This window comes from Microcoleus sp. T3_A4 (genome assembly GCF_036700465.1).
Lineage (GTDB): Bacteria > Cyanobacteriota > Cyanobacteriia > Cyanobacteriales > Microcoleaceae > Microcoleus.
In genome coordinates this window covers 64,174-85,585 of sequence record NZ_JAUBOY010000026.1, presented here as the reverse complement: position 1 = coordinate 85,585, position 21,412 = coordinate 64,174, and the positions used below count along the sequence as shown (strand labels likewise).

Sequence of the window (21,412 nt, the reverse complement as noted above, 5' to 3'; positions counted from 1 at the left end):
CCAGTAGCCGCTTGCCTTCATTAGCTACACCCGCACCTTAATTCGTTCCGCAATCAGTCTCACTGTACCCCGAAGTTTTAGGAACCTCAATAGTGAACTCAAAAATCTGACCTTGAGAACTGCCAAATTTTAGCTGATTCCCGCTGCGTAGCAGAAATTCTTGGTGGTGAACTCTCTGCCATCCCTCAGATCCCAAAACTAGAGTCCCGTAGCGAGAAAAATCGCGCAGGAAGTAGCTAGGTTCTTCCCGGCTATCTCCGATAGTGTTCCGGCAGAAAATCTCGGCGTGTTTTTGAGAAACCCACTGTTCTCGAATCACTACGTCATTTTCTTCCCAGCGTCCGACTCGAACCATACCTGCGCGAATCGGCCAAACCTGATTAATCGATTCGGTGGATTTGGCATTTGGTCGATCGCGCCCCCGCAAATAAGCACAAGACGGCAACCGTCCCAACCAAGTAGAAGAATTTAAAGGCAATTCTGTTTTGAGGTCATCTACCGGCTCAGTTAGCTGACCGTCAAACTCAGGGTGCATATAAAGCACAGGCAGCGTCCAAGCCGGTTGATTGAACTTGTAGAGGGTCAATAACTGCTGTCTGGCGACGGCGACTGCCCGATCGATCGACATCCGCCCGGCCAAAGCTTGAGCAAAAGTTTGAATAAAACTCAGGGCCTCGCGATCGGCGATCGAGTCCCGCATCCCCAACACCGCAGGCACCCCGTGATGAATCAGTACCTCAGCCAAACTGCTGCGGGCGATCGCCTGTTGCTGACCGTTAGTTGAGTGCAGCCTCTCCACCGCCGGCTGAGCTCCCCAGCAGGCATTAAACACCGCCAGAGTCACGCGGCACCGAACTAAAACCTGAGCCAGTTCAGTGCCATTAATCGCCGTTTCCGGCCCCAAAAACAGCAAACCGCCGTCGGGGCCCGGTATCCCGTGGCCTGCGTAAAACAGAATGTTGTAAGCTTGCGTTTCCAGCCGAGAAATGAGTTCCGCCGGAGTAGGTTCGATCAGAGTATCGACGCGAGTCGGAACGCTGATGTCAAAATATTTGTCGCTGTCGTCGGTTTGAAAAGCACTTTCCAGAACGCCAGCTAGGGCGAGTGCTTCTTCTCCCAACTGCAAATGACCGTTATTACTCTTGGAAAATTGAGAATTAGCACCGCCGCCGGGTTCTGCTTGTCCCAAAACTAGCAAAATGTTGAGCGACTCCGCAGGCTGCAGGGGTGGCAAAGGTTCAACATTGCTGGTAGTTCGGCTGAACAGCAGTTGCTGCGACAGAGAAATTGCCGGTTGACCGGCTTGAGGCTGCATAATTTCCCAAGGTAAAGCAATTAAATACGGTTCGCGCAAGTCTACGCGCACTCGCAGAGGTAGATTTTGCCCGATCGCGATACCTTTACTTTCCTGGAGGCTACCCTGCATCGGCCCTTCAAACAGCCACTGCCAAAGATTAATCCCCAAATGCTGCATCAGGCGGCTGCTGTAACTTGCCGGTGGCCGAGGCGGATGCTGATCCCCCTTGTCGCCCCACCCCTGTTGACCGAGGTGAAGCGGTACAGAGGGCGTCGGTGTTCGTTGTTCAGTTTCTGCCAGTATATTCTGGTTGTTTTCCGCCGAGACGAAACTGCCATCAGGATTTAGGGGCAATTCGTGAATTGTCCCGGAGGGCGAAAACATTTCCTGCCAAGCTTTCCATGATTGGGATAGGGTATCGGGCCACATACAGTCGTGGTGAACGTACCCGCTGGGATAGGGAGCTTGTAGAACCCAAGTGGCAAAATGGTTTGCCCCAGCGGTTCTCAGGCGAGCGATCGCTATACTGAGGCAAGGACTTTCAGGGCGCGCCATTCACAACTACCGACTCTGGATATAGGGTTGGATTGAGTTTCTCTATTTGTAGTTTATCGGGTTTGGGGTGCGATCGAGTGCGTGAGATTGCTTTGGCAGTTTTTACTTTTACTTAGTGCCCAAAAATTTATCTATATTAGGTAAATCTACCCAAGTTCCCGTAGCATTCGACTCCTGGGTCAAATCCATCAACAACTGTGAGTAAACCCCTTCTCTGAGGGACGGTATCAAAGATTTACCGGCATCTATTGCTTCTACCCACCTATCTACTACTCGAATAAACGGTGCAATTCTCCCGTCTGGATATACTTGAGGAAACTCCAATCTTTGAGGAATTTTGATTTCAGCTAAAGGTTCTCCACCTTGGGAACCCCACAAGCGAAATCCGTGGACGTAATCTTGCTGGTTGTCGCTTCCTAACACCAACGTACCCTTACTTCCGTATATTTCCACCCAGTGTCCCCGCCCTTGATAAGTAACAGAACTCAAACAAACTTGACAAGGAGTTCCCCCGGCTAATTCCAACATCAACGTGCAAGAATCATCGGCATCAACTAATTTTAATTTTCCTGAATCATTCGGATCTGGCCGCGCCGAAATTCCTGTAATCAATTGCCCAGAAAGCCTCTGGGGCGGGCCGAACAGCCAGCTAATATAATCAAAAACGTGAGAACCCGTCGCGCCCAAAACTCCGCCGCCTAGCTCTTTTTGCGCGTACCAATTCCAGGGGCGACTCGCATCAGCGCGGCTCGACACCAGCCAATCAATCTTAATTAAACGCTTTTCTCCCACATATTCTGCAGCCAATAATTCTGCTAGCATTTGCCATGCGGGGATGAAGCGAAACTCAAAGTCCATTGTGGCAATTGCTCTCGAACCACCATTTTTAAAATCGGTTGGAGATTCGTTGTTTGCCAATCGGTAAAGTTCCCTGGCTTCATTTGCTGTCAGGGCTGTGGGTTTTTCTAATAATAAATGCTTGCCTGCTTCCAAAACGGTTTTTGCCATTTCAAAATGCAAAAATGGCGGCGTGGAAATGCTGACGCCCGCCACTTCTGGGATGGCTACTATATCGGCGATCGAGTCGCAAGCGTAGGGGATATTGTGGGTAGAGGCGAGATCCTTTGCTTTGTCTAAATTCCGGTGATAAACAGCCACAACCTCTGTCCGGTGATGGGCCTGGAATCCGGGAAGGTGAACTTTTTGACCGAAACCTGTACCGACTACTGCTACGCCTATTTTTGACATAATTTAATAATTGGGAATTGTTAACTGTTGACTGTTCACTGTTGGCAGTTGTTAGTTGGCAGTTGGCAGTTGGCAGTTGTTAGTTGTTAGTTGTTAGTTGTTAGCTGCAACCAATAACTAATGACCAATAACTAATAACTAATGACTACTGACTAATGACTAATGACTACTGACTAACCACCCATTCAATTACTTGTTTGCCCAAACTAACGCCATCAAACAAGTCAATTTCTCTGATCCCTGTAGGGCTGGTGACATTAACTTCTGTGAGATAACCGCCAATAATATCAATGCCGACAAAGTACAGTCCGTCTCGTTGCAGCACGGGTTCTAACTGAGCGCAAATTTGCAGTTCGCGATCGGTAATTTCTGTTTTTGCGACTCGGCCGCCGACGGCCATGTTGCCGCGAAATTCATTGCCGGTGGGAATGCGGTTGATAGCACCGATGGGCTTGCCGTTCAACAATATAATCCGTTTATCTCCCTCTTTTGCTTCCGGCAGATAAGTCTGAACCATCACTGGAATTTGCCCTTGTTGAGTGCTAATTTCGACCAGGGAGTTAAGATTGCGATCGTCCGCTTCCAAGAACAAAATCCCCTCGCCCGCTTTACCGCCCAAGGGTTTAAGAACTGCTGCTCCTTTTTTCTCAACAAATTGCCGAATTACCTGTTTGTTTTGAGAAACAATTGTTTCGGGGATCGCTCCCTCAAATTGCAAAGCATACATCTTTTCATTCGCCGCCCGCAATCCTTTGGGACTGTTAACTACCAAAGTTTTAGCGGGATCGATGCCATCTAGAAGGTAAGTAGCGTAGAGGTAAGGAATGTTGACTGGGGGATCTGTCCGCATAAATACTGCATCCATTGCTTCCAGAGGCTGCAAAGTAGGATGTTCTACCTGGTACCAAGCCTCAGCAGCCTCCCAGCGTCCATCTACCACTTTTACTGGGGTGAGGGCTACCCGACTGAGCATTGCCCAGGTTTTGCCGCCGATGACGCTTAGTTCGTTGGCTTGAGCCGCCCAGACTTCGTGACCCAACTCTTGAGCTGCCTCCATCAGCGCTACGCTGGTATCGTGTCCTGGAATTAGTCGCGCGAGGGGATCGATGATGAATGCAAATTTCATTGTCAATTAAAATTAAGAATTGGTCGCAGGCAAATTTGGGCTAACGCAAAATTCGACAGGGAATGCCTCATTTTGCCGCTAGCAGCGGGTCTAGCTGGCCTAGAGCATCCAGTTTGTGGATGTCGTCGCAGCCGCCTATGTGTTGGTCGTTAATGAATATCTGGGGCAGGGTGCGGCCTCCGTTGGCTCGATCGCTCATTTGATCCCGTGCTGCTTCATCTCCGTCGATCGCGTACTCTGTAAAATCAACCCCTTTTCGTTTCAGCAGTGCTTTGGCACGAATGCAAAACGGGCAGGTTCTCCAAGTGTAAATTTCTACTTTAGGGGTCATGGGACGCTCAAACAATAACAATATTTTTTAATTGTAATCTTAACCATAGTGCGGACTGTTTTTAGTTCCTCGGCTGAAACCCTCGATTTTTCCTTGGTAGCCAACTTGCCTTGGAACCTTGAAACCCTTATTCTACGGTTGCCTATAAAAAACTGTCCGAAGGATTGATCTTAACCAATCTTATTTTAATTTTTATATTTTAATTTTTATATATAGCAACATATAGCAACCTTATCTTTTGTACCGGAGGTTATTCATTGCTGAAACCCTTGCCAGCAATTGCATTTGCCTTCTTCCTTTTTTTTACCCTGACTGAAGTCGCTATCGCTTTCTTCCTTCAACATCCGGCTCTATTTGCAGCGCACAACCGAAGCGAGGTGTCAAGTTATTTTTTATACAATTTTTTATTTTTTATATAAATTTAAGTAAACAAATACCCATGCTTAAAAAAACGGAGACATGGTAAAGGCAAACAGGTTGGTCATCAGCCTGCCTAGCGCTGCGGACCAACCTGCTTGTTTCGCTTTCTGCACGAACAGATCATTCCTGCACCTGTCAGTAGGACTGCGATCGCAGTACCCGGTTCAGGAATAGAAGTTGAGCTTCTCGAAGGTGTGATGTATATTTGGGACAAACTCCCCTCGGTCGCCAATTGCGGGTCGGATGTCGTTGCTGTTGATGTCTGGCTGGAGGCACAGGCAGTAGAATAATTTCCCGGACCGCAGACATCTACTGCTGCTGCCGGAGGGGCGGCAGCTAGATAGTAAAACGCTGTTGCCATTGTGGCAGAGAGTCCAATTGCTAGTTTTGCCAGTGGCGTACACATAACTATTTAGTTAAACAGTGGTAAAATCGAAAAATAGAAATAGTCCTAGAGATTAGCGCTGTACGACGGGCAAGGATTTTAGAGTTCTTACAATAAATGGATGTATTCTCTCGCGGACGCCTGTAAAAGATAGTATAGCGCTTGAGATGAGTGCCCAAACACTTTAATAATATTATTCTCTTTCACCTTGACATTCCGTACCGTGGTTGGGCCAGAGTGAAGCAACCTCTTTTTGCAACCTCTGAAGCAACAGCCCTTACAGCCATTAACAAAGAGTCTTTTTACCTTGACCGCGGTCTCGGGCAATTATTTATTTAACCGAGCGCAAAATAGAGATGCTGTATTGTACTTTGCAATGCACAATCTGACTACTCTTTTATAATCTCATAGTTCGACTAGATCTGTCCTCAGTATATGTACGTATATTCCCCGATGTCAACTATTCAAAAGGAATATTTAAGTATTTACCGAGGGTAGAGGACGTATTGAATGAGCTGAGCAAGTCTGTCGCGGAGAGTTTCCATCCCAAGACCTTTGGCGGCCGAAATAAATACTGCTTGAGGAAATTCTTCTCGGGCGAGAGCGAGAGTATCTCCATCTACGGCATCGATTTTGTTAAAAACTACAAGGGCTGGCCCTGGCGTTACGGGCATATCGGTCAAAATATTCATGACAGATCGAATTTGGCTCTGCCACGCGGGATGGGAGAGATCGACGAGATGCAGCAAAGCATCGGCATCAGTGACTTCTTCGAGGGTAGCCCGGAAAGCGTCGATCAAGGCGGGGGGCAGTTCGCGAATAAAGCCCACTGTATCTGTAAGGACGATCGACAGCGGTTCTCTGGTGACAGTGCCGGGAATGGTCAACCGTCGAGTTGTGGGGTCGAGGGTGGCAAATAACTGGTCGGCGGCATAGACCTCGGAATTTGTGAGCAGGTTGAGCAGAGTCGATTTACCTGCGTTGGTGTAGCCGACGATCGCCACTGAGGGTACATCGTGATGATGGCGGTTCTGCCGCAGCCGGAAGCGGTGCGCCAGCAGTTGATTTACTTCTTGCTGCAATCGAGAAATGCGTTTGGCGATCGTCCGCCGTTCGGTTTCTAGCTTGGTTTCCCCAGGGCCTCTAGTACCGATGCCGCCACCCTGTCTCGACATTGCCTGACCGCGACCTCTGAGCCGGGGCAGGGCGTACTCTAGCTGAGCGAGTTCGACTTGCAATTTACCCTCGCTCGATCGAGCTCTTTGGGCAAAGATGTCGAGAATTACCTCTGTTCGATCGACTACACGGAGACCTATCTGAGTTTCCAAGTTCCGTATTTGTGCGGGTGCCAGGTCGCGATCGAATACCACGAGGTTAGCGCTAATCGTCTGAGCGGTGAGGGAAATTTCCTGAACTTTGCCTTCGCCGACGACTGTTTGCGGATGGGGGCGCGATCGTTTTTGGCGCACTGTTTGCAGCACCTGACCCCCAGCGCTTTCAACCAACCGCGTGATTTCTGCCAGGCCGTCCTCAAACTCCAACTGAGTCATGTGCTGAGTCATGACACCTACCAACAGCACTTTGTCTTGGTCTGCATCGACCTGCTTAGCGACAAACTCTGCTTCAAACTCTGCTTCGAGTCCTTCCACCAAATCCAGAAAGTCTTGGTCGGCGAGCTCATCCAAATTCAGCGGTTCTGATATTTTCCAGGGAAAGTGTGGAGTTTTGATTAGCGACTTTTGAATTGAAGGCTCTTCTATTTCATCAGTTGCATCTGGTTCTAACTGAGCACTCAAAACAGAGAACTCAAAATTTGGCTGATCTCCCTGGGGTATCAGGTGAGCGAGATAAGTTTCTTGGATGTAACCAGTCGCACCGCCGCCGCGACGCTGAAATCCTCCGCCAGTCAGTGTCAGCCAAACCAGGGCGTCCAGGCGCTGAATTGCCATTGCTGTGAGGGCTGCTTCGCTTGGGGTTTCTGGCTTTAGGTGGGTGGCGATGCAGCGAATGCCGCTGAGGCGACCTCCCCCGTAGCGGGGCAATTCTAGGGGCGCAATCTGCGTTTGCCGGGGTGAACCCACGCCGACGCGAATGACTTGTCCGCGGCGGTTGATGTAGGTGCAGATTGGTTTGTCTATTTCCGTGCTGATGGCGGCGACGCGCTGGGCGAATTCTGCCGTGGTGATTCGATCGCCCGGTAGTCGCTGGTGGTACAGCTTTTCGAGTTGCTTGAGCTGGCTGGACTTTAAACCTTGAAGATTGCCGTAGATGGTTTCGATAACTGTTTCTCCCGATCGCTCTGTTTATCTCCTATTTTAATTAACTCCCGCGCGATGTGTTCGGCTTTTGAGTTGAAATTTACTAAATTTTCTTGCGTCTAGGAGCTCGCGGATTCAGTATTGTCGAGTCACCAGCGCCGTTGTTTGTCGCTACGGGGCGATCGAGCCTTTCACAGCGGGCATATCAACTTGCAGTTGTATTTAGTATCTACAGATACAGGCGATCGCTTAAAAACCTCGCGTAACAAAACTTAACACTTTATTTTTTGTTTCTAAATCCTCCTTTAGACTTGTCTGTATCTTGGGCCTAGAGACAGATAGCAAAGCAGAAATTAGGTCGCTACCATGAGAAGCGAACATTGTTAAGGAATGTAAAAACATGGAAACTCGTCCTACCAACTTGCCTCCTACAGCGAATGCTTACAACGGCAAAGATCGGAATGCCTTTTTGTTTGGCTTCAACCCGCAAGCAGAACTTTGGAACGGTCGCTTAGCGATGATCGGTTTCTTAGCTTATTTGCTCTGGGATGCTGCTGGATATAGCGTTCTGCGCGACATTCTCCACTTTCTGCCTACCTACATTGCTCAGTAATGAGTAGCGGTATTTCCTGTCTGGCAGCGTGAGGAAATGCCGCCACTGCCAGACAGGCTAAAAGTTACAAATGGCAGCGAGTATGGTTTTGTCCCTTTGTATCTTTCGTTACTTTTGAATGGCATTAAAAGACTTCTTGCTGTGATTAGATAATTACGGGTGGGGGCGCTGTCGCTGGCGCGGTGAATATTAATAGCAACAGATATTTATTGCGTAAAGGCGATCGCTCCTGCTGTATTTTTGGCAAGAAATCTCATCAAGCATTTCTGATAATTTATGAAAAATAGGAGCATCAACGATGATTAACTCAAATTTACTGGCAGTAGTAGCATCGACTGTGACTGACACAGCATCCGGAAATTGGCAAAAGCCTCTGGTGATGTTTGTTTGCAATATCTTAGCATTGCTAGTTCTCAGCCGCCGAATTTGGTACCCCCACGTCGGGCCGAAAATGCCTTTGCCATTCCCGTCTTTGTTCAACAATGTTAGCGTACCGGCATTTCTGGCTTGCATGAGCGCCGGTCATTTGCTGGGAGTATTCGCGATTTTGGGGCTGAGTATCGGCAAGGCTATCTAGTAGCAATTGAACTCCTTTTGTGGCGAATTCTTGCTACAATTGGTTTGTTAAAAAGCGGACAAAAAATGGCAGGGGTAAGTGAAAAGCACTCACCCCTAATTTTAATTTTATATATGGAGTGGCGCAGAAATCGTTTTTTTTACCATCCACATTAGATCAGCTTACTATGCTTAAAGCCTTCAAATTCGACTGCAAAGCCTTCACCTTGGGGAGCCGCACACATTAACCCAACTTGAACGATTGGTGACTCAGTTAAATAGGCCAGTCGCATCATTGAATAGTCTGACCCATTCAACGAGTATTGCACTTCCACCGTTTCAGCTCGGCGCTTTACCCGCAGCCACAGGGAAACAGGCGGCACTTCAAGCGGCATAACAGACCAATCGGAATAGTCTCGTGTCACAACCGCACTCACGTTTTGCACTCCCTCAACAAACTCAATGCCGCACTTGAGCCAGATATTTTCGCTCTCTCGAATCATCAATCCTGCTTGATCGTAGAGCGATCTATAGCAACCAGTAATTTTGACTTCGGCTGTAAAGTCGCCTGACACTTGACTGTAGTAAAAGTTGCCGTTATCGCGAATGAATCCGTAATGAGTGTGCCGCCAAAAGTCAGTCTTTGCGCCGGCGGTAATGTGGATAACATCGTTATCCTCATGCCATTGTAAAGGTTCGTTGTACCATTGCATTGTTTCCATCTCCTGCTAACTTCCTCCAATTCCGTGCAGTACCAAATCAGCCAAAAAATGAGATAACATAGCGTATTCTAATCCCCAACGCCAGTAAAGAAAACCAAAGGGAATCCCTAAGAGGGCATTGAGTGTAATGGTGCGGAGAATGACGATCGGGGTTAGCCCCCAGAGATTGGCAGCGGCCGGCAAATGACCCACACCAAACAGAATCGCTGCCGCCACAATTGCCAGCCAAAAAATCCATGTAGAGGGTTGGAGTTTGTCTCGCTCAAAAATCTTCCAAAGTAGCCACGCCATCAATGTCATAGCGAATAGCCTCAGCAACAGTTCTTCGGTAATGCCTCCGTAAAAAGAAGCTAAGAGGCGTTTCCAGAGGTCAATTTCGAGCGTTGTTGGAGTTGCCGTTGGTGGCATCCAAGGTTGGAAAGCTAAACTCAATCCTATCAGGACAATGCCACCGATGCAGCCTACAATTAGCGCCGTGTTAAGGGCAGATTTAGAAAGAGTTGGAACAGGCTGTCGATACACCAGGGCACGAATGAGGGGGGTATCGAGTCCCATTGAGTTGCCTAGGCGTAGTCCAATCCAATTCAGGAGAATCAAAAGAAGTCCAGTTTGAAGGGCGGACGCAATAGCCATAACAGGTAACGGTGTAGGCAGTTGCGCGACTGCTGGATTCAGAGACAGCGCATAAGGAAATAATGCCAACGCTGCCAGAGTGCCCAGTAAGGCCCAAAATAGCGCCAATCGCAGGTGATGTTTTTTGGAACTATCTGTAGTCATAATTTTTGATTTTATCAATAATCATCTAATTAATAAATCAGAAATTATGCACTCCCACCACAGAAACCGGGTTTTTTATCACAAGAAGGGGTTCTCCGGCCCACCCCACAACACATAAAGTTTTTTGTGGGGTGGGCGGAAGAACCCGCCATGAAAGCTTTATTGACTTAATTCGACTGAATTTGCGAATTCAAAACCTTAGAAATTCGATCGCGCGTTTCCTCCAAATGAGCCCGCGTATAAGCATCAGCATTCCGATCCAAATTCCGAATACTCTTGCTCAAACCCTCCCGCAACTGCCGCAACTCGTACCAAGCCAGACTCCGCGCATCCTCTGGAACACTGGTTTTTCGCAGCACCATTCCGATCAAAATTGCTAAATGTTCCCGCTGCAAAGAACGCCGAAAAGTGGAAATTTGTATCTTCTTTTCCGACTGCAAAACCTCTTGCCAGATATCCTTTTGCACAGTATCCAACACTTCCGGCAACCTCAAAGCAGTTTCCGGTGATGATTTCAACTCCGCATCCCGCAGTCTCGCCAAACGCATCGGAGATAGCAAAACCCGCAACACAAACCGCTGCAAAAAAGTAATTCGATCGCCGATCGGGTAATCTAGAGGAAACACCAAAGCCGGACTTCCCCAGTGTTCCCAGCGGGAAGGCGCCAATTTATTCAGCAATTCCGGCGCAAAACTAAACGCATCCGGGGCAAAAACGTACTTTTCTAATGTTGCTAATGCTTCTCGCTGCTGAGAAAGCTCGATCGGCACAAACGGCAACTTCGCATTAGCATCACCGGGGCGAATCCGGTTAAACGACTGCCCGCCGACGTACAAAGTAGCATTCATCACCTGCTGAACATAATACCCGAACACCGAATCAAACATCACCCGCAGTTCGTTATAACCGTCTTCCCCAGCCGGAGTGCGCTTTTCTAAACGCTTCCACATCGCCCTAGCATTATCCAATTGCCATTGCGAATACCTCAGCATATTAGCGCTGAGATCGAAAGTATTTGCAGCGGGATCGAGAGTATCAAAAGAATCTTCATCCGGCGCGTAAGCTAATTGCTGTTCCGCAGCGCGGCTGGCAATTTGTTGCAGCGCTGGTAAGTCGCTGTTCGGGTTTGGGCCGCCAATCACCTTGTAACCGTACTCGATCGCCCAATCGTCGTAAGGCCCTACAATCGTTGAAAAATAGTCGCCCTGCACAGTTCCCTGCGGTGCCAAATTAATCGGCACATAATCCATCACCGACGCCACCAAACCTTGCGTGCGAGTTACCTGAGTATTGTTCAAATCCTCCGGTTGCAGCATCGTACTCCCGTGAAAATTGTGCCTCAAACCAAGAGTGTGACCTACTTCGTGGGCAGTCAAAAACCGGATATATTCATTAACATAATTGTCAATCGTCCCAGTGCTAGGCGTTGCATTGTCCAACAGATCCATCGACATTGCCCCCATCGCAAATTGGCGGCTCGATTCCAACCCAAAACACATATCCGAACTCGACATCAACCGCGATAAAGGCGAGCGCTTTTGCTCTTGGTATCTTTCTACCAAAGTCGGCAAATCATCAGCCATTCCACCTCGATCATTTTCCCCGCCACTTTTTCCTAAATCCCCATTTTCTAGCACATTTAAATAGCGAGAATACATCCCAAACTGACAGGGATTGGTATTAGAACCGTTTCGGCCTTGAAAACTCTTAGATAGCGATCTATTTTGTTCCACCAAAGCCCGATAACCCTGTTTGATTTCCCGGACAACATTAGCATCCAACAGAATGTCAGCATCCAAAATTTCCCCCGTCAGCGGGTTAGTGCGAGACGGCCCGATGCCGGCAAACTGAGGCTCAAAAGAACTCGACCAGCGGATAGTATTGTAGCGAACGTCAGCCGGGTCCCATTTAGCATTGTCCGGCATTTGTTTGACCTGAATTGCCTCCGTAAAACCTGCCTTTTCAAAAGCTTTGTTCCACTCCAAAACCCCCTCGCGAATTGCGTTTCGGTATTCGGGAGGCACATTATTTTCAATCCAAAAGACGATCGGCTGTACCGGAGGCGACATCGGCGCCGTCGGGATTTGCTTTTGCAAATGCCAGCGATTGATATAGCGCACAAAAGGCTCCCGGCTGCTCTTGTCAGAAAAGTCCTTATATGCTGTGAGAAAATAGCCTACTCGCTCGTCCGCAAGTCGGGGCCGATAGCCGTTATTTAGCGGCACTTCCGAGAAGCTGTAGTGAATGCGGAGGTTAAAAGCCCGACTGTCAGGAACCGAAGGTAAATAGTTAACTTCACTGTCATTATCGCTAGAAAAACCATAGACAGAAGCAATCTCCACATTCAGCGGAAACGCTTTAACATCTTTAAAAGAAGACTTGTCTGCATCGATCGAGTAAGAAGAACCCAAAAGCATCGGCAAAATCGCTTTTACCCCTGGTAAATCGCGTTTTTCGCTCATCAGCAAATCGCCTAAATCGATCAGCAGAGTTTGTCTTTGCGGATGAATGCTTTTGAGAGGCAAAGAATAGAGAATCGAGTCGCTAAATCCCCGCGCTACGGAACCTGCTTGCGGGTCGCCCGGACTTGTGCGAAAATTTATATTTGGGATCACAAACTGCACGTTATTTTGGACGCGCCGCAGTTGAAACAAGAAATCGCCGATCGGCATTCCGCTCAAAATGCCCGACTCCCCCAAACCCGAAGCCAATGTCACAAAGCACAGGAACTTTTTGTTTAGTTGTTGCGGTTTAATTTCCAGATATACTTTATCAGTTGCTTGATTGCGGTAAAGAGTAAATAATCCCTCTAACTTTTGCGCGTCTTTGACAACCTCTTCAAAGGGGGCCAGAGTTGGCTGTTCGCTACTTTGTTCGTTGCTGGGCGGCCCAGATGATAAAGCTAAAGGTAAAAAGAAACCTTTATACAAACTGAAACAGAAAAATGCTAAAGATAATATAAAAAATATCAAAGGCCAATTTTTTCTTGGACTTTTGATCTGTTGATTTTTGCTATTTTCTGGAAATATCAATCTTTTCATTTTCACTACTATTTAGCCGCCGGAAAGAATAGTTTTGAGATAGTCGCGCAGCACTCGACACGCTGGGTTCATTTAACTTCTAAAATAACTCACAACTCTAAAGTCAAAACTACTGTTTCGCCGGCCAGGGAATCATGGGATCTTGAGCCAACCGTTTAGAAACTGCAACAGCACCGTAACGGTTGAGGTGGCTGGGGTCGGAAAAAGATTCCCGCGCCTGGGGCCACAATAAACTCTTATCTAGAAAAATTAGTCCGCTTTGAGCTGCTAATTCTTGCATATATTGCCGGAATTCTTGTTCGTAACCTGTCCGCACAGGGTCTAAATAATCTTCAGTCAGAGGCATATTCACAAACACGAGATTGATGTTGCGAACTTTGGTAAATTCGATCAGATTTTTGAGTGCTAGAGCTTGTTCGCCTACCAATTTAAAATTTTGATAGTCGGAGTCGTAATAACCAGATACTTTCGGGTGCTTCTGAAAGTAAGTTTCGGGATTGAAGCGTATATCGATCGGCAAAAAGCCATTTGGTTGATACTCGCTGACTGGTTTACTCACAGCAGTTGGCTGGGCATTATTTTCCCTTGTTTGTTCACCTAGGGCTGCGGTTTGGGGGCTGTCGGTTGCAACAGGGGCTGAGGGATTAACGATCGATCGCAAAAACCCTTTAAGTCGATCGCGCTTTTTGTAAGTTGCAGAACCCTCAACCAACTTTTGACTCACCAATTGCTGAACATTAGCTTGAGCTTCTCCCAAATTGTTCACCAATTCAGTCGCAGTCGCCACCGGATTGTTGGCGCTTTCCTTCGATGTTTCGGATTCTAATTGATTGGTGCGGATCAGAAAACTACCCCGGCTCAATTGCCTGTAACCTTCCGAAGAAGCGATCGCACTAAAAGTCAAATCCGGTCGCCCGCTGTTGAGAGCCCTCGCCCCGTCAGCCAACACCAGCAATTTCGGCAGTTGTTGCGGCGGCAAAATCCGGCGGATGAGCGAATCTACAACTTGGAGAGTAGCTCCATTAACCCCAAAATTGTAAGCCCTCAGCCCCGGATAGCCCGAAGCTGCCAAAGCGGTTTCCAAAACCGCCGGGTCGATACCGCGCAGCGCCCTCGAACTACCGACAATTAAAATATCCGGCGGTTTTTTGTGCAGGTGGATATACTCTTGATAGCGCGCTATTTGGTCGTCAAGCTGCTCGCTCCTCAAAGTGGGGAACACCGGAGGAGCAGAAACATCAGCTACAGGAACGCTAGTATTGCCCGGTTTCGTAAACCCAGAGCCATTAAAAGCTTCTTCCCGGTTGGCTTCTGGCGACGGCTGCAACGGAGTTTGAGGCAAATTCACCTCCTCAGCAGCGGGAACTGGTTTCGGGGTTGCCTTCGGAAGTTGGGCTGTAACGTCTTCCACAGCCTTGGGGGATGAATTTTGACAATTTGGGCCGCTGCAAACTTCGGAAGCGCTAGGAGCTTGACTGACCGTCGCAGATTGCAGAAATTGACCGAGGAGCCAATCGGTATTGAAAGCCAGCAGACAGCCGGCGATCGCCCAAATCAAAGCCATTCGCGCCGCGCGATCGGCTCTCACGCCACCGGGCGCAGCAGCATTCGTTGACAAACCATCGTTGGGAACAAACAAACCCGAAGCGACAAGCGGTTGCACCGCAGCTTGAACTAATTGCTCGCCCAGATTGTATCCGGGGAGTCTGATTTTGAAGCGGGGCCGCCAGGAGTTGGGCGTGGGAGCATCGAACACCAAATTGTCGCCCAAACCCGAAAAACTCCCATCCTCCGCCGGCGCAAACTCCGGCACCGGTTCCTTTTCCAACACAGCCACTTGCGAGGGAACCGGTGCAGGTGCCGCTGATTCCTCGTCAACAACCGTTCTGAGGTCGATTGCGTAGCGCCACAGGGGCAGTTTCTGGCCGGCGCGGCGTCCGTAGACTCGCACCCCTGCCACTCCCGGAATTTGTAAGTGCCGCAAAAATTTGACCACCGGCGGGCCGACCTTCGACTGAGAAGGGCAAGTCAGAGCTTCAGTCATGACGTGGAGCACGTTGGCTTTTTGCAGCACGACAGCCCGAATCCCTCCTGTTTCCAGCTTGCGTCTGAGATTGGGGTTGAGCAACCTGTTCAATAAAAAAGTCAAAGCCAATTGGTCGCCCTCGACTGCCAGCGTTCTAGCGTTTGCAGCCAAGTCGGGGTGGTGGGCGGCAGGCAAGTCCACCCAGTCTATCCACACGGGGGACTCCGGCGCGGTCTGAGAGTCCTGGGCTGGTTCTACGCCGTAGATAGTAGCTGCGCGGATGCCTTGGGGCGCAAAGGAGGCTAACAAAGGGGCGATCGCGTCGGTGGTTTGCTGCTTGTCGGGGTATTCTTGCCGTTTAGGCTTTTGTCCTTTTTTGGTAGTTTTGCTGCAAAACAGGTGGAGGGTTGCTTCTTTGAGGGTTGCCCGCACTTCGACTCTTGATGCAGCCAAGTGTTGATTTAGCAGTTTGGCGATCGACTGTACGTCTCCCCACCTGGCCCATTCCTTGAGAATTTTGTCCGGCGAAGTCAAATCCACTCGCAGCAGCCAGTCCGGCTTCGCTTCGCCGCTGACTTGGCTGGCTATCACTGCTTCCCGGAAATCCTCTAGTTGCAGTTTCCGCAGCCGGCCGGCGATGGGTTCGGCCAGCAATGAGGGGTCGGGGCTGTAGGCTGACTCGCACAGCACCAGCAGTCGGCGTTCTTTGGGCTGGATATTTTCCGGCCCATTCACCGGCAGGGTTTCTCGGCTGGTTTTGAGTTCTTTTTCGCGAATGCTGACTTTCACCGAAACTCCCATCGGGCCGAGGATTTCGCTGAGATAGCTGGCGATCGCATCTGGATAGCCCCGGCGCGCCAACGTTTCCGGCGAAACCGTTAATGTTCCATCAGGATCGCCCTCGCCTGAGTCAGCTTGGGGGGATTGAATCAAAGCCACCGCGCCACGGTTCGTTTTCTGCTGCGGGGGAACGGCGGAACCGACAACTTCCCTCCTCGCAGCAGCGGAAGTGTCGATCGTCACGGGGGAAGTTTCAAAAGCTTCTGGGTATTGAATGCGGGAGGCGATGGGCAGACTTTCGGCGTCAAAATCTAGTTCTTCCCGTACTTGCGGCGGGTGGGCTGCTGTTTCTACCGGTTTTGGTGTCTGTTTGAGTTTCTGGTTGTCATTCTTAAATTTGCCGAAAAATCCGCCTCTTTTAGGGCTTGCTGGCGATTCGTCGGGGGAACTCGCTGGCGGCGGCACTTCGGCAACTTTTGGTTCCGGTTGCTGTGGCTGTTGCTGTTGCTGTCGCTTGGGACTGCTGCAATCGAGCCGGACTGTCCAGTCATTTTGTCGGGAACCGATTTTGCGGCCGCACAGAAACAACTGGTAAATTTTAGGTCGATCGGGCAGCAGTTGCGTTAAATCAGTGTGTTCGAGGGCGTTGGTAAATCTCGCCGTCACCAATTCTTGAGACGGGCACTGCGCTGCTTCGCACAAAATGTGCAGGTGATTTCCCCGCAAACGCGCTTGTACTTGAACTTCGGGAAGCCCTAAAGCTTCCCCGGCCCACTGCGACGCGCTCGATCGATTGTCTGCCAATATGCTCCCGTTCGCATTCAACATGAAACTCTAAATTTTGCCAAAGCTGGTTTTGTTTTCTAGAAATAGCACAGTTACAGATTTTACAGACAATTATTTGATTTGCCGAGCCTAACCGTTTTGTCTGGTTTAAGCCATGCTGGACTTAGTGTCTTGCCTTGTATTCCCTCGGCTTCGAGCCGTTGGGGAATATTTTTTTGATAATACCTCGACATTTTGGCACAGATAGGTCCAAATTAAGCCAATCAACAAGTTATTCGTCATTAGTCATATCGTTTCCGTTTGCATCCGAATAATAATTAGACCTCTCTCATAATTCTTGTGGAACAGGCAGGATGCCTGTTCAAGACTGGCTTTTCTGGAAATGTCTATTATTTTCCGACTGTAGTGCTGTGGTTTCGTCATGCTCCGCGGAGAGAGTCGCACGATCGATCCCATTCGGGGAGTATCCCGATTTTATACAAAGCGTTTTTTCCGAGTGCGAGCTTAATATCTCGCGACAAGATATTTATAGACTTGGCTACGCGGGGACGATCGCTTGCAGGATATCTTTCGTCGGATGTCACCGGATTTGATCTCAGAAGTTATTAGTCAGAAAGCAGCGGTCAAGATCATTATTTGGCTTGTAAACTGAGGATTATGGATTGACACAGGAGGAATTTATGCCGTCGGAAAACCAAGACTTGCTCAAAAATCAAACACCTGAGAGTCCAAAGTTGCCAGTTCCCTCAGATATTTTGTTGAGCTTGGTCGCTTTACCCATGCTGGGCGGGTTGGTGGCGGCTAAAGCTGCTGCTGAGTTTGTTGCGTCGATCGGCGTTGAAAGCGAAGAAGTCTTTCGGGGTTCGCGCCTTCCCGTACTCAACTTTCCTCAATCACAGGATTAGAAAGCCCAAGGAAGGATGCTGCAGCTAGAAGTTAATTTTTTTGACCCCGCCCAAAAACGGATACCAGTCCCCGACTTTTGTCGGGGAGAGAGAAAAATTTTCGACCCGATTTCAACTTCCCAGATTCATCTTGGGAGTAAATCTCAAATTGTTCGACTTAGCGCGACTTAACTGACCGCTCGCCGAACGTCTCAGGCCGAGCGTCTAAAATCTAAAATCGCAAGTCAACTGATATAAAAGCTTGACAATAGGTACAATCTGTGGTTTAAGAATTAATCTTTCCTTATACTTTGTACATAAGTGCCTTCTACTTTCTACGTTGCAATAAGTTGTCTCAAATTTGACTGCAAACAAAAGTGTTTTAGGCGAAACTAAACCATACAATTTTCTTGACACCCGCAGCTATTGAGGAACAGCCCGATGAGTTCAGTCCTCCAGTCTTCAGAACAGGCTATTGATACAACATCTATTTCCCATTCTCCCGCTTACTCAAAATCAGACCTGTTTCTGCGAAATCGCCTCAAAGTTGTAGAGGACTTGTGGGAATCGGTGCTGCGACAGGAGTGCGGGCAGGAATTGGTGGATTTGCTCCAACAAATGCGATCGGTCAATTCCGCCGAGGGACAGGCCACTCACTTTCGCGAGTCGAATGTCGTACAGCTAATCGAAAAGCTCGACCTCAACGCCGCCATCCGCGCCGCTAGGGCTTTTGCACTGTATTTTCAGTTGATCAACATTGTCGAACAGCACTACGAACAGCGAGACCAACAGCTAGCTTACGCTAGCAGCAACGATGCTGGTGGGCGGATGTTTTCTAAGCTGCCAGGACAAGCAACTGATGCCCCCGATCGCCCGCGCCACCGGGAAGGCCCAGTCCCAGCCCAAATGGCTTTGAGCAAGGCAGACAGCAACGAGACGATCGCCCGAGATGCCGGCACTTTTCACCAACTGTTCCCGATGCTGCTGCGCTTGAACGTGCCCAGCCAGCAAATTCAGCGCTTGATCGATCAGTTGGACATCCGCTTAGTATTCACCGCTCACCCGACGGAAATTGTCCGCCACACGATCCGCACCAAACAGCGACGAATGGCGAAGATTCTCCAACAGCTAGACCAAGTTGACGAGAAATTTCAGGTGATCGGGGCAGACTCTCCCAGCCCCTACCCGGTGTCTTGCTGGGAAGCAGCCGCTCTCCAAGAGCAACTGATGGAAGAAATTCGCCTATGGTGGCGCACTGACGAACTGCACCAGTTCAAGCCAACTGTGCTTGACGAGGTGGAGTACACTCTGCACTACTTTGATGAAGTGTTGTTTGATGCAATTCCAGAACTCTACCACCGACTCAAGCAAGCGCTGCACGCTTCTTATCCTTACCTGAAACCGCCGAGTTACAATTTTTGCAAATTCGGTTCTTGGGTAGGTTCCGACAGAGACGGCAATCCTTCTGTGACTCCGAAAGTTACTTGGCAAACCGCTTGCTATCAGCGCCATTTGGTGCTGTGTAAGTACATCAACGCCGTGAAGCGGCTGAACGAACTTTTGAGTTTGTCGCTGCACTGGAGCGACGTGCTGCCGGAATTGCTCGAATCTCTCGATCGCGACAAATCGGAATTTCCGGATGTTTACGAGCAGTGGGCAATCCGCTATCGGCAAGAACCTTATCGGTTGAAGCTGGCCTACGTGCAGCAGCGACTGGAAAATACGCGCGATCGTAATTGGCGGCTCTACAAAGGAGACGAGTTGCAGCGGGAACGCGAAGCTTTGTCAGAACATCCCGGAATGTCGGGGCTTTATAGATCTGGTACTGAGTTTTTGACCGAGTTGCAGCTCATCGAGCGCAATTTAGTGGAAACAGGTTTGAGCTGTCGGGACTTGGAAAATCTGCTGTGCCAAGTAGAAATTTACGGATTTAATTTGGCTTACCTAGATATCCGCCAAGAGTCAACCGTACACTCCGACGCTTTGAGCGAAATTGCTGAATACTTGCAAATTTTGCCTAAGCCTTACAATCAAATGTCGGAATGCGATCGAATTATTTGGCTGGCAACGGAACTGCAAACTCGCCGCCCTTTAATTCCAGCAGAATTGCCCTTTTCTCCCAAAACTTGCGAGACCATCAATACCTTCCGAATATTGCGGCAAATGCAGCAGGAGTTTGGTCCTGAAATTTGCGAAACTTACGTCATTAGCATGAGCCACGATGTCAGCGATTTACTGGCGGTTTTGTTGTTAGCAAAAGAAGCCGGAATTTACGATCCGGCGACAGGAATTAGCAGCATTCAAGTAGTTCCCCTGTTTGAAACTGTGGAAGATTTGAAAAAAGCGCCGGAAGTTATGCAGCAAATATTTGATTTGCCACTTTATCGAGCTTTGCTAGCAGGAGGATACGCGCAGGAACTAGCGGTAAAAAACGCAGAAAATCTCAAATGCCCAATCGAAATTCTTAAATTGCAAGAGGTGATGCTGGGATATTCCGACAGCAATAAAGATTCGGGTTTCCTCAGCAGCAATTGGGAAATCCACAAAGCTCAAAAGGCTTTGCAAATGGTTGCGGAAAAATACAATGTAGAGTTGCGAATTTTTCACGGCCGAGGCGGTTCTGTAGGGCGAGGCGGCGGGCCTGCTTACAAGGCAATTTTGGCTCAGCCTGGAAAGAGTATTAGCGGGCGAATTAAGATTACCGAACAAGGCGAGGTTTTGGCTTCTAAATATTCTTTGCCGGAGTTGGCGCTTTACAATTTGGAAACTGTGGCGGCGGCGGTAATTCAAGCTAGTTTGCTGCACACTGGTTTTGATGGCATCGACCCTTGGAATGAGATTATGGAGGAGTTGTCGGCGAAATCGCGATCGCACTACCGCAATTTAATCTACGAACAGCCGGATTTAGTTGATTTCTTCCACCAAGTTACCCCGATTCAAGAAATCAGCCAGTTGCAAATTAGTTCTCGTCCGGCCCGGCGGGGTGGCAAAAAAGACATCAGCGGTTTGCGAGCAATTCCGTGGGTGTTTAGCTGGACTCAAAGCCGCTTTTTGCTGCCTTCTTGGTACGGTGTCGGCACAGCTTTGCAAGAGTTTTTGCTGGAGGAACCGGAAGAACACATGAAACTTTTGCAGTATTTCTACTTAAAATGGCCATTTTTTAGAATGGTAATTTCTAAGGTGGAAATGACTTTATCTAAGGTGGATTTGCAGATTGCAGAACACTACGTGCAGGAGTTAGGTTTGCCTGCTGATAAGGAGCGTTTTAAGGCTTTATTTGATCAAATTGCTGCCGAATTTCACTTGATTCGCGATTTGGTTTTAACGATTACCGGACACCAACGTTTGTTGGACGAAGATCCATCCCTGCAGCGATCGGTGCAGTTGCGAAATGCGACGATTGTGCCTTTGGGTTTGTTGCAGGTTTCGTTGCTGAAACGCTTGCGGCAGCATGGTAGTGGCGGGGTTCCGGGGGTGATTCACTCGCGTTACAGCAAGGGTGAATTGTTGCGGGGAGCTTTGCTGACGATTAATGGAATTGCTGCGGGGATGCGGAATACCGGCTAGGCAAATAGTTGTGAGTTTTGAATTAGTAGCAAGGTGCGTAA

The 21,412-nt window shown here is 48.9% G+C and carries 15 protein-coding genes; 5 read left to right on the top strand and 10 right to left on the bottom strand.

Features of this window, described 5'->3' with window-relative positions; all coding sequences use genetic code 11:
• Window positions 1-37: 37 nt before the first annotated feature.
• The 6 genes from QUA07_RS16165 to hflX form a co-directional block, all read right to left on the bottom strand.
• Complete coding sequence (locus QUA07_RS16165) at window positions 38-1,852, bottom strand: CHAT domain-containing protein (RefSeq protein ID WP_333326764.1); 1,815 nt, start codon at window positions 1,850-1,852, stop codon at window positions 38-40.
• A 108-nt stretch (window positions 1,853-1,960) separates the two neighbouring features.
• Complete coding sequence (locus tag QUA07_RS16160; RefSeq protein ID WP_333326762.1) at window positions 1,961-3,100, bottom strand: Gfo/Idh/MocA family oxidoreductase; 1,140 nt, start codon at window positions 3,098-3,100, stop codon at window positions 1,961-1,963.
• 166 nt (window positions 3,101-3,266) lie between these two features.
• Window positions 3,267-4,226 carry a glutathione synthase gene (gshB, locus tag QUA07_RS16155; protein ID WP_333326760.1) on the bottom strand — a complete coding sequence of 320 codons (960 nt, stop codon included), beginning with the start codon at window positions 4,224-4,226 and terminating at the stop codon, window positions 3,267-3,269.
• 67 nt (window positions 4,227-4,293) lie between these two features.
• Window positions 4,294-4,557, bottom strand: coding sequence for a glutaredoxin 3 (gene grxC, locus QUA07_RS16150; RefSeq protein WP_333326758.1), 264 nt, complete (start codon window positions 4,555-4,557; stop codon window positions 4,294-4,296).
• Window positions 4,558-5,050: 493 nt separating this feature from the next.
• Window positions 5,051-5,383: a PEP-CTERM sorting domain-containing protein gene (locus tag QUA07_RS16145; RefSeq protein ID WP_333212379.1), complete on the bottom strand. Its 333-nt coding sequence runs from the start codon at window positions 5,381-5,383 to the stop codon at window positions 5,051-5,053.
• A gap of 464 nt (window positions 5,384-5,847) precedes the next feature.
• Window positions 5,848-7,443: a GTPase HflX gene (hflX, locus tag QUA07_RS16140; RefSeq protein WP_333326756.1), complete on the bottom strand. Its 1,596-nt coding sequence runs from the start codon at window positions 7,441-7,443 to the stop codon at window positions 5,848-5,850.
• 49 nt (window positions 7,444-7,492) lie between these two features.
• On the opposite strand from hflX, the gene QUA07_RS16135 reads away from it, so the two are divergent.
• The 3 genes from QUA07_RS16135 to psaK all read left to right on the top strand — a co-directional run bounded on the left by QUA07_RS16135 (window position 7,493) and on the right by psaK (window position 8,810).
• Window positions 7,493-7,618 (top strand): hypothetical protein, encoded by a 126-nt coding sequence (locus QUA07_RS16135; RefSeq protein ID WP_333326754.1) that lies wholly within the window; start codon window positions 7,493-7,495, stop codon window positions 7,616-7,618.
• A gap of 402 nt (window positions 7,619-8,020) precedes the next feature.
• The gene (locus tag QUA07_RS16130) at window positions 8,021-8,233 is read left to right on the top strand and encodes a chlorophyll a/b-binding protein (RefSeq protein WP_333041855.1); all 213 of its coding nucleotides are present in this window, start codon (window positions 8,021-8,023) and stop codon (window positions 8,231-8,233) included.
• Window positions 8,234-8,531: 298 nt separating this feature from the next.
• Window positions 8,532-8,810, top strand: coding sequence for a photosystem I reaction center subunit PsaK (gene psaK, locus QUA07_RS16125; RefSeq protein ID WP_333326751.1), 279 nt, complete (start codon window positions 8,532-8,534; stop codon window positions 8,808-8,810).
• 151 nt (window positions 8,811-8,961) lie between these two features.
• Here psaK and QUA07_RS16120 read toward each other — a convergent pair whose 3' ends face one another.
• From QUA07_RS16120 to QUA07_RS16105, 4 genes are all read right to left on the bottom strand, one after another.
• On the bottom strand, window positions 8,962-9,510 hold the full coding sequence (locus tag QUA07_RS16120) for a DUF1349 domain-containing protein (protein WP_333326749.1): 549 nt from the start codon (window positions 9,508-9,510) through the stop codon (window positions 8,962-8,964).
• Between the two features lie 6 nt (window positions 9,511-9,516).
• A complete protein-coding gene (locus QUA07_RS16115; protein ID WP_333326747.1) occupies window positions 9,517-10,287 on the bottom strand; it encodes a CPBP family intramembrane glutamic endopeptidase in 771 nt (256 codons plus the stop codon).
• Between the two features lie 167 nt (window positions 10,288-10,454).
• On the bottom strand, window positions 10,455-13,328 hold the full coding sequence (locus QUA07_RS16110) for a zinc-dependent metalloprotease (RefSeq protein WP_445305896.1): 2,874 nt from the start codon (window positions 13,326-13,328) through the stop codon (window positions 10,455-10,457).
• A 109-nt stretch (window positions 13,329-13,437) separates the two neighbouring features.
• Window positions 13,438-16,962 carry a hypothetical protein gene (locus tag QUA07_RS16105; RefSeq protein ID WP_333326742.1) on the bottom strand — a complete coding sequence of 1,175 codons (3,525 nt, stop codon included), beginning with the start codon at window positions 16,960-16,962 and terminating at the stop codon, window positions 13,438-13,440.
• Between the two features lie 620 nt (window positions 16,963-17,582).
• On the opposite strand from QUA07_RS16105, the gene QUA07_RS16100 reads away from it, so the two are divergent.
• Together QUA07_RS16100 and ppc are read left to right on the top strand one after the other, a co-directional pair.
• Entirely contained in the window at window positions 17,583-17,825 is a 243-nt protein-coding gene (locus tag QUA07_RS16100; protein ID WP_333082250.1) for a hypothetical protein, read from the top strand.
• A gap of 420 nt (window positions 17,826-18,245) precedes the next feature.
• Complete coding sequence (gene ppc, locus QUA07_RS16095) at window positions 18,246-21,371, top strand: phosphoenolpyruvate carboxylase (RefSeq protein WP_333326740.1); 3,126 nt, start codon at window positions 18,246-18,248, stop codon at window positions 21,369-21,371.
• Window positions 21,372-21,412: the final 41 nt, after the last annotated feature.

What these genes read in the sequence shown, in the direction of transcription:
- QUA07_RS16165 (WP_333326764.1), bottom strand. Translation starts at nt 1,852, where the DNA reads ATGGCGCGCCCTGAAAGTCCTTGCCTCAGTATAGCGATCGCTCGCCTG.
- QUA07_RS16160 (WP_333326762.1), bottom strand. Translation starts at nt 3,100, where the DNA reads ATGTCAAAAATAGGCGTAGCAGTAGTCGGTACAGGTTTCGGTCAAAAA.
- gshB (WP_333326760.1), bottom strand. Translation starts at nt 4,226, where the DNA reads ATGAAATTTGCATTCATCATCGATCCCCTCGCGCGACTAATTCCAGGA.
- grxC (WP_333326758.1), bottom strand. Translation starts at nt 4,557, where the DNA reads ATGACCCCTAAAGTAGAAATTTACACTTGGAGAACCTGCCCGTTTTGC.
- QUA07_RS16145 (WP_333212379.1), bottom strand. Translation starts at nt 5,383, where the DNA reads ATGTGTACGCCACTGGCAAAACTAGCAATTGGACTCTCTGCCACAATG.
- QUA07_RS16130 (WP_333041855.1), top strand. Translation starts at nt 8,021, where the DNA reads ATGGAAACTCGTCCTACCAACTTGCCTCCTACAGCGAATGCTTACAAC.
- psaK (WP_333326751.1), top strand. Translation starts at nt 8,532, where the DNA reads ATGATTAACTCAAATTTACTGGCAGTAGTAGCATCGACTGTGACTGAC.
- QUA07_RS16120 (WP_333326749.1), bottom strand. Translation starts at nt 9,510, where the DNA reads ATGGAAACAATGCAATGGTACAACGAACCTTTACAATGGCATGAGGAT.
- QUA07_RS16115 (WP_333326747.1), bottom strand. Translation starts at nt 10,287, where the DNA reads ATGACTACAGATAGTTCCAAAAAACATCACCTGCGATTGGCGCTATTT.
- QUA07_RS16110 (WP_445305896.1), bottom strand. Translation starts at nt 13,328, where the DNA reads ATGAAAAGATTGATATTTCCAGAAAATAGCAAAAATCAACAGATCAAA.
- QUA07_RS16105 (WP_333326742.1), bottom strand. Translation starts at nt 16,962, where the DNA reads ATGTTGAATGCGAACGGGAGCATATTGGCAGACAATCGATCGAGCGCG.
- ppc (WP_333326740.1), top strand. Translation starts at nt 18,246, where the DNA reads ATGAGTTCAGTCCTCCAGTCTTCAGAACAGGCTATTGATACAACATCT.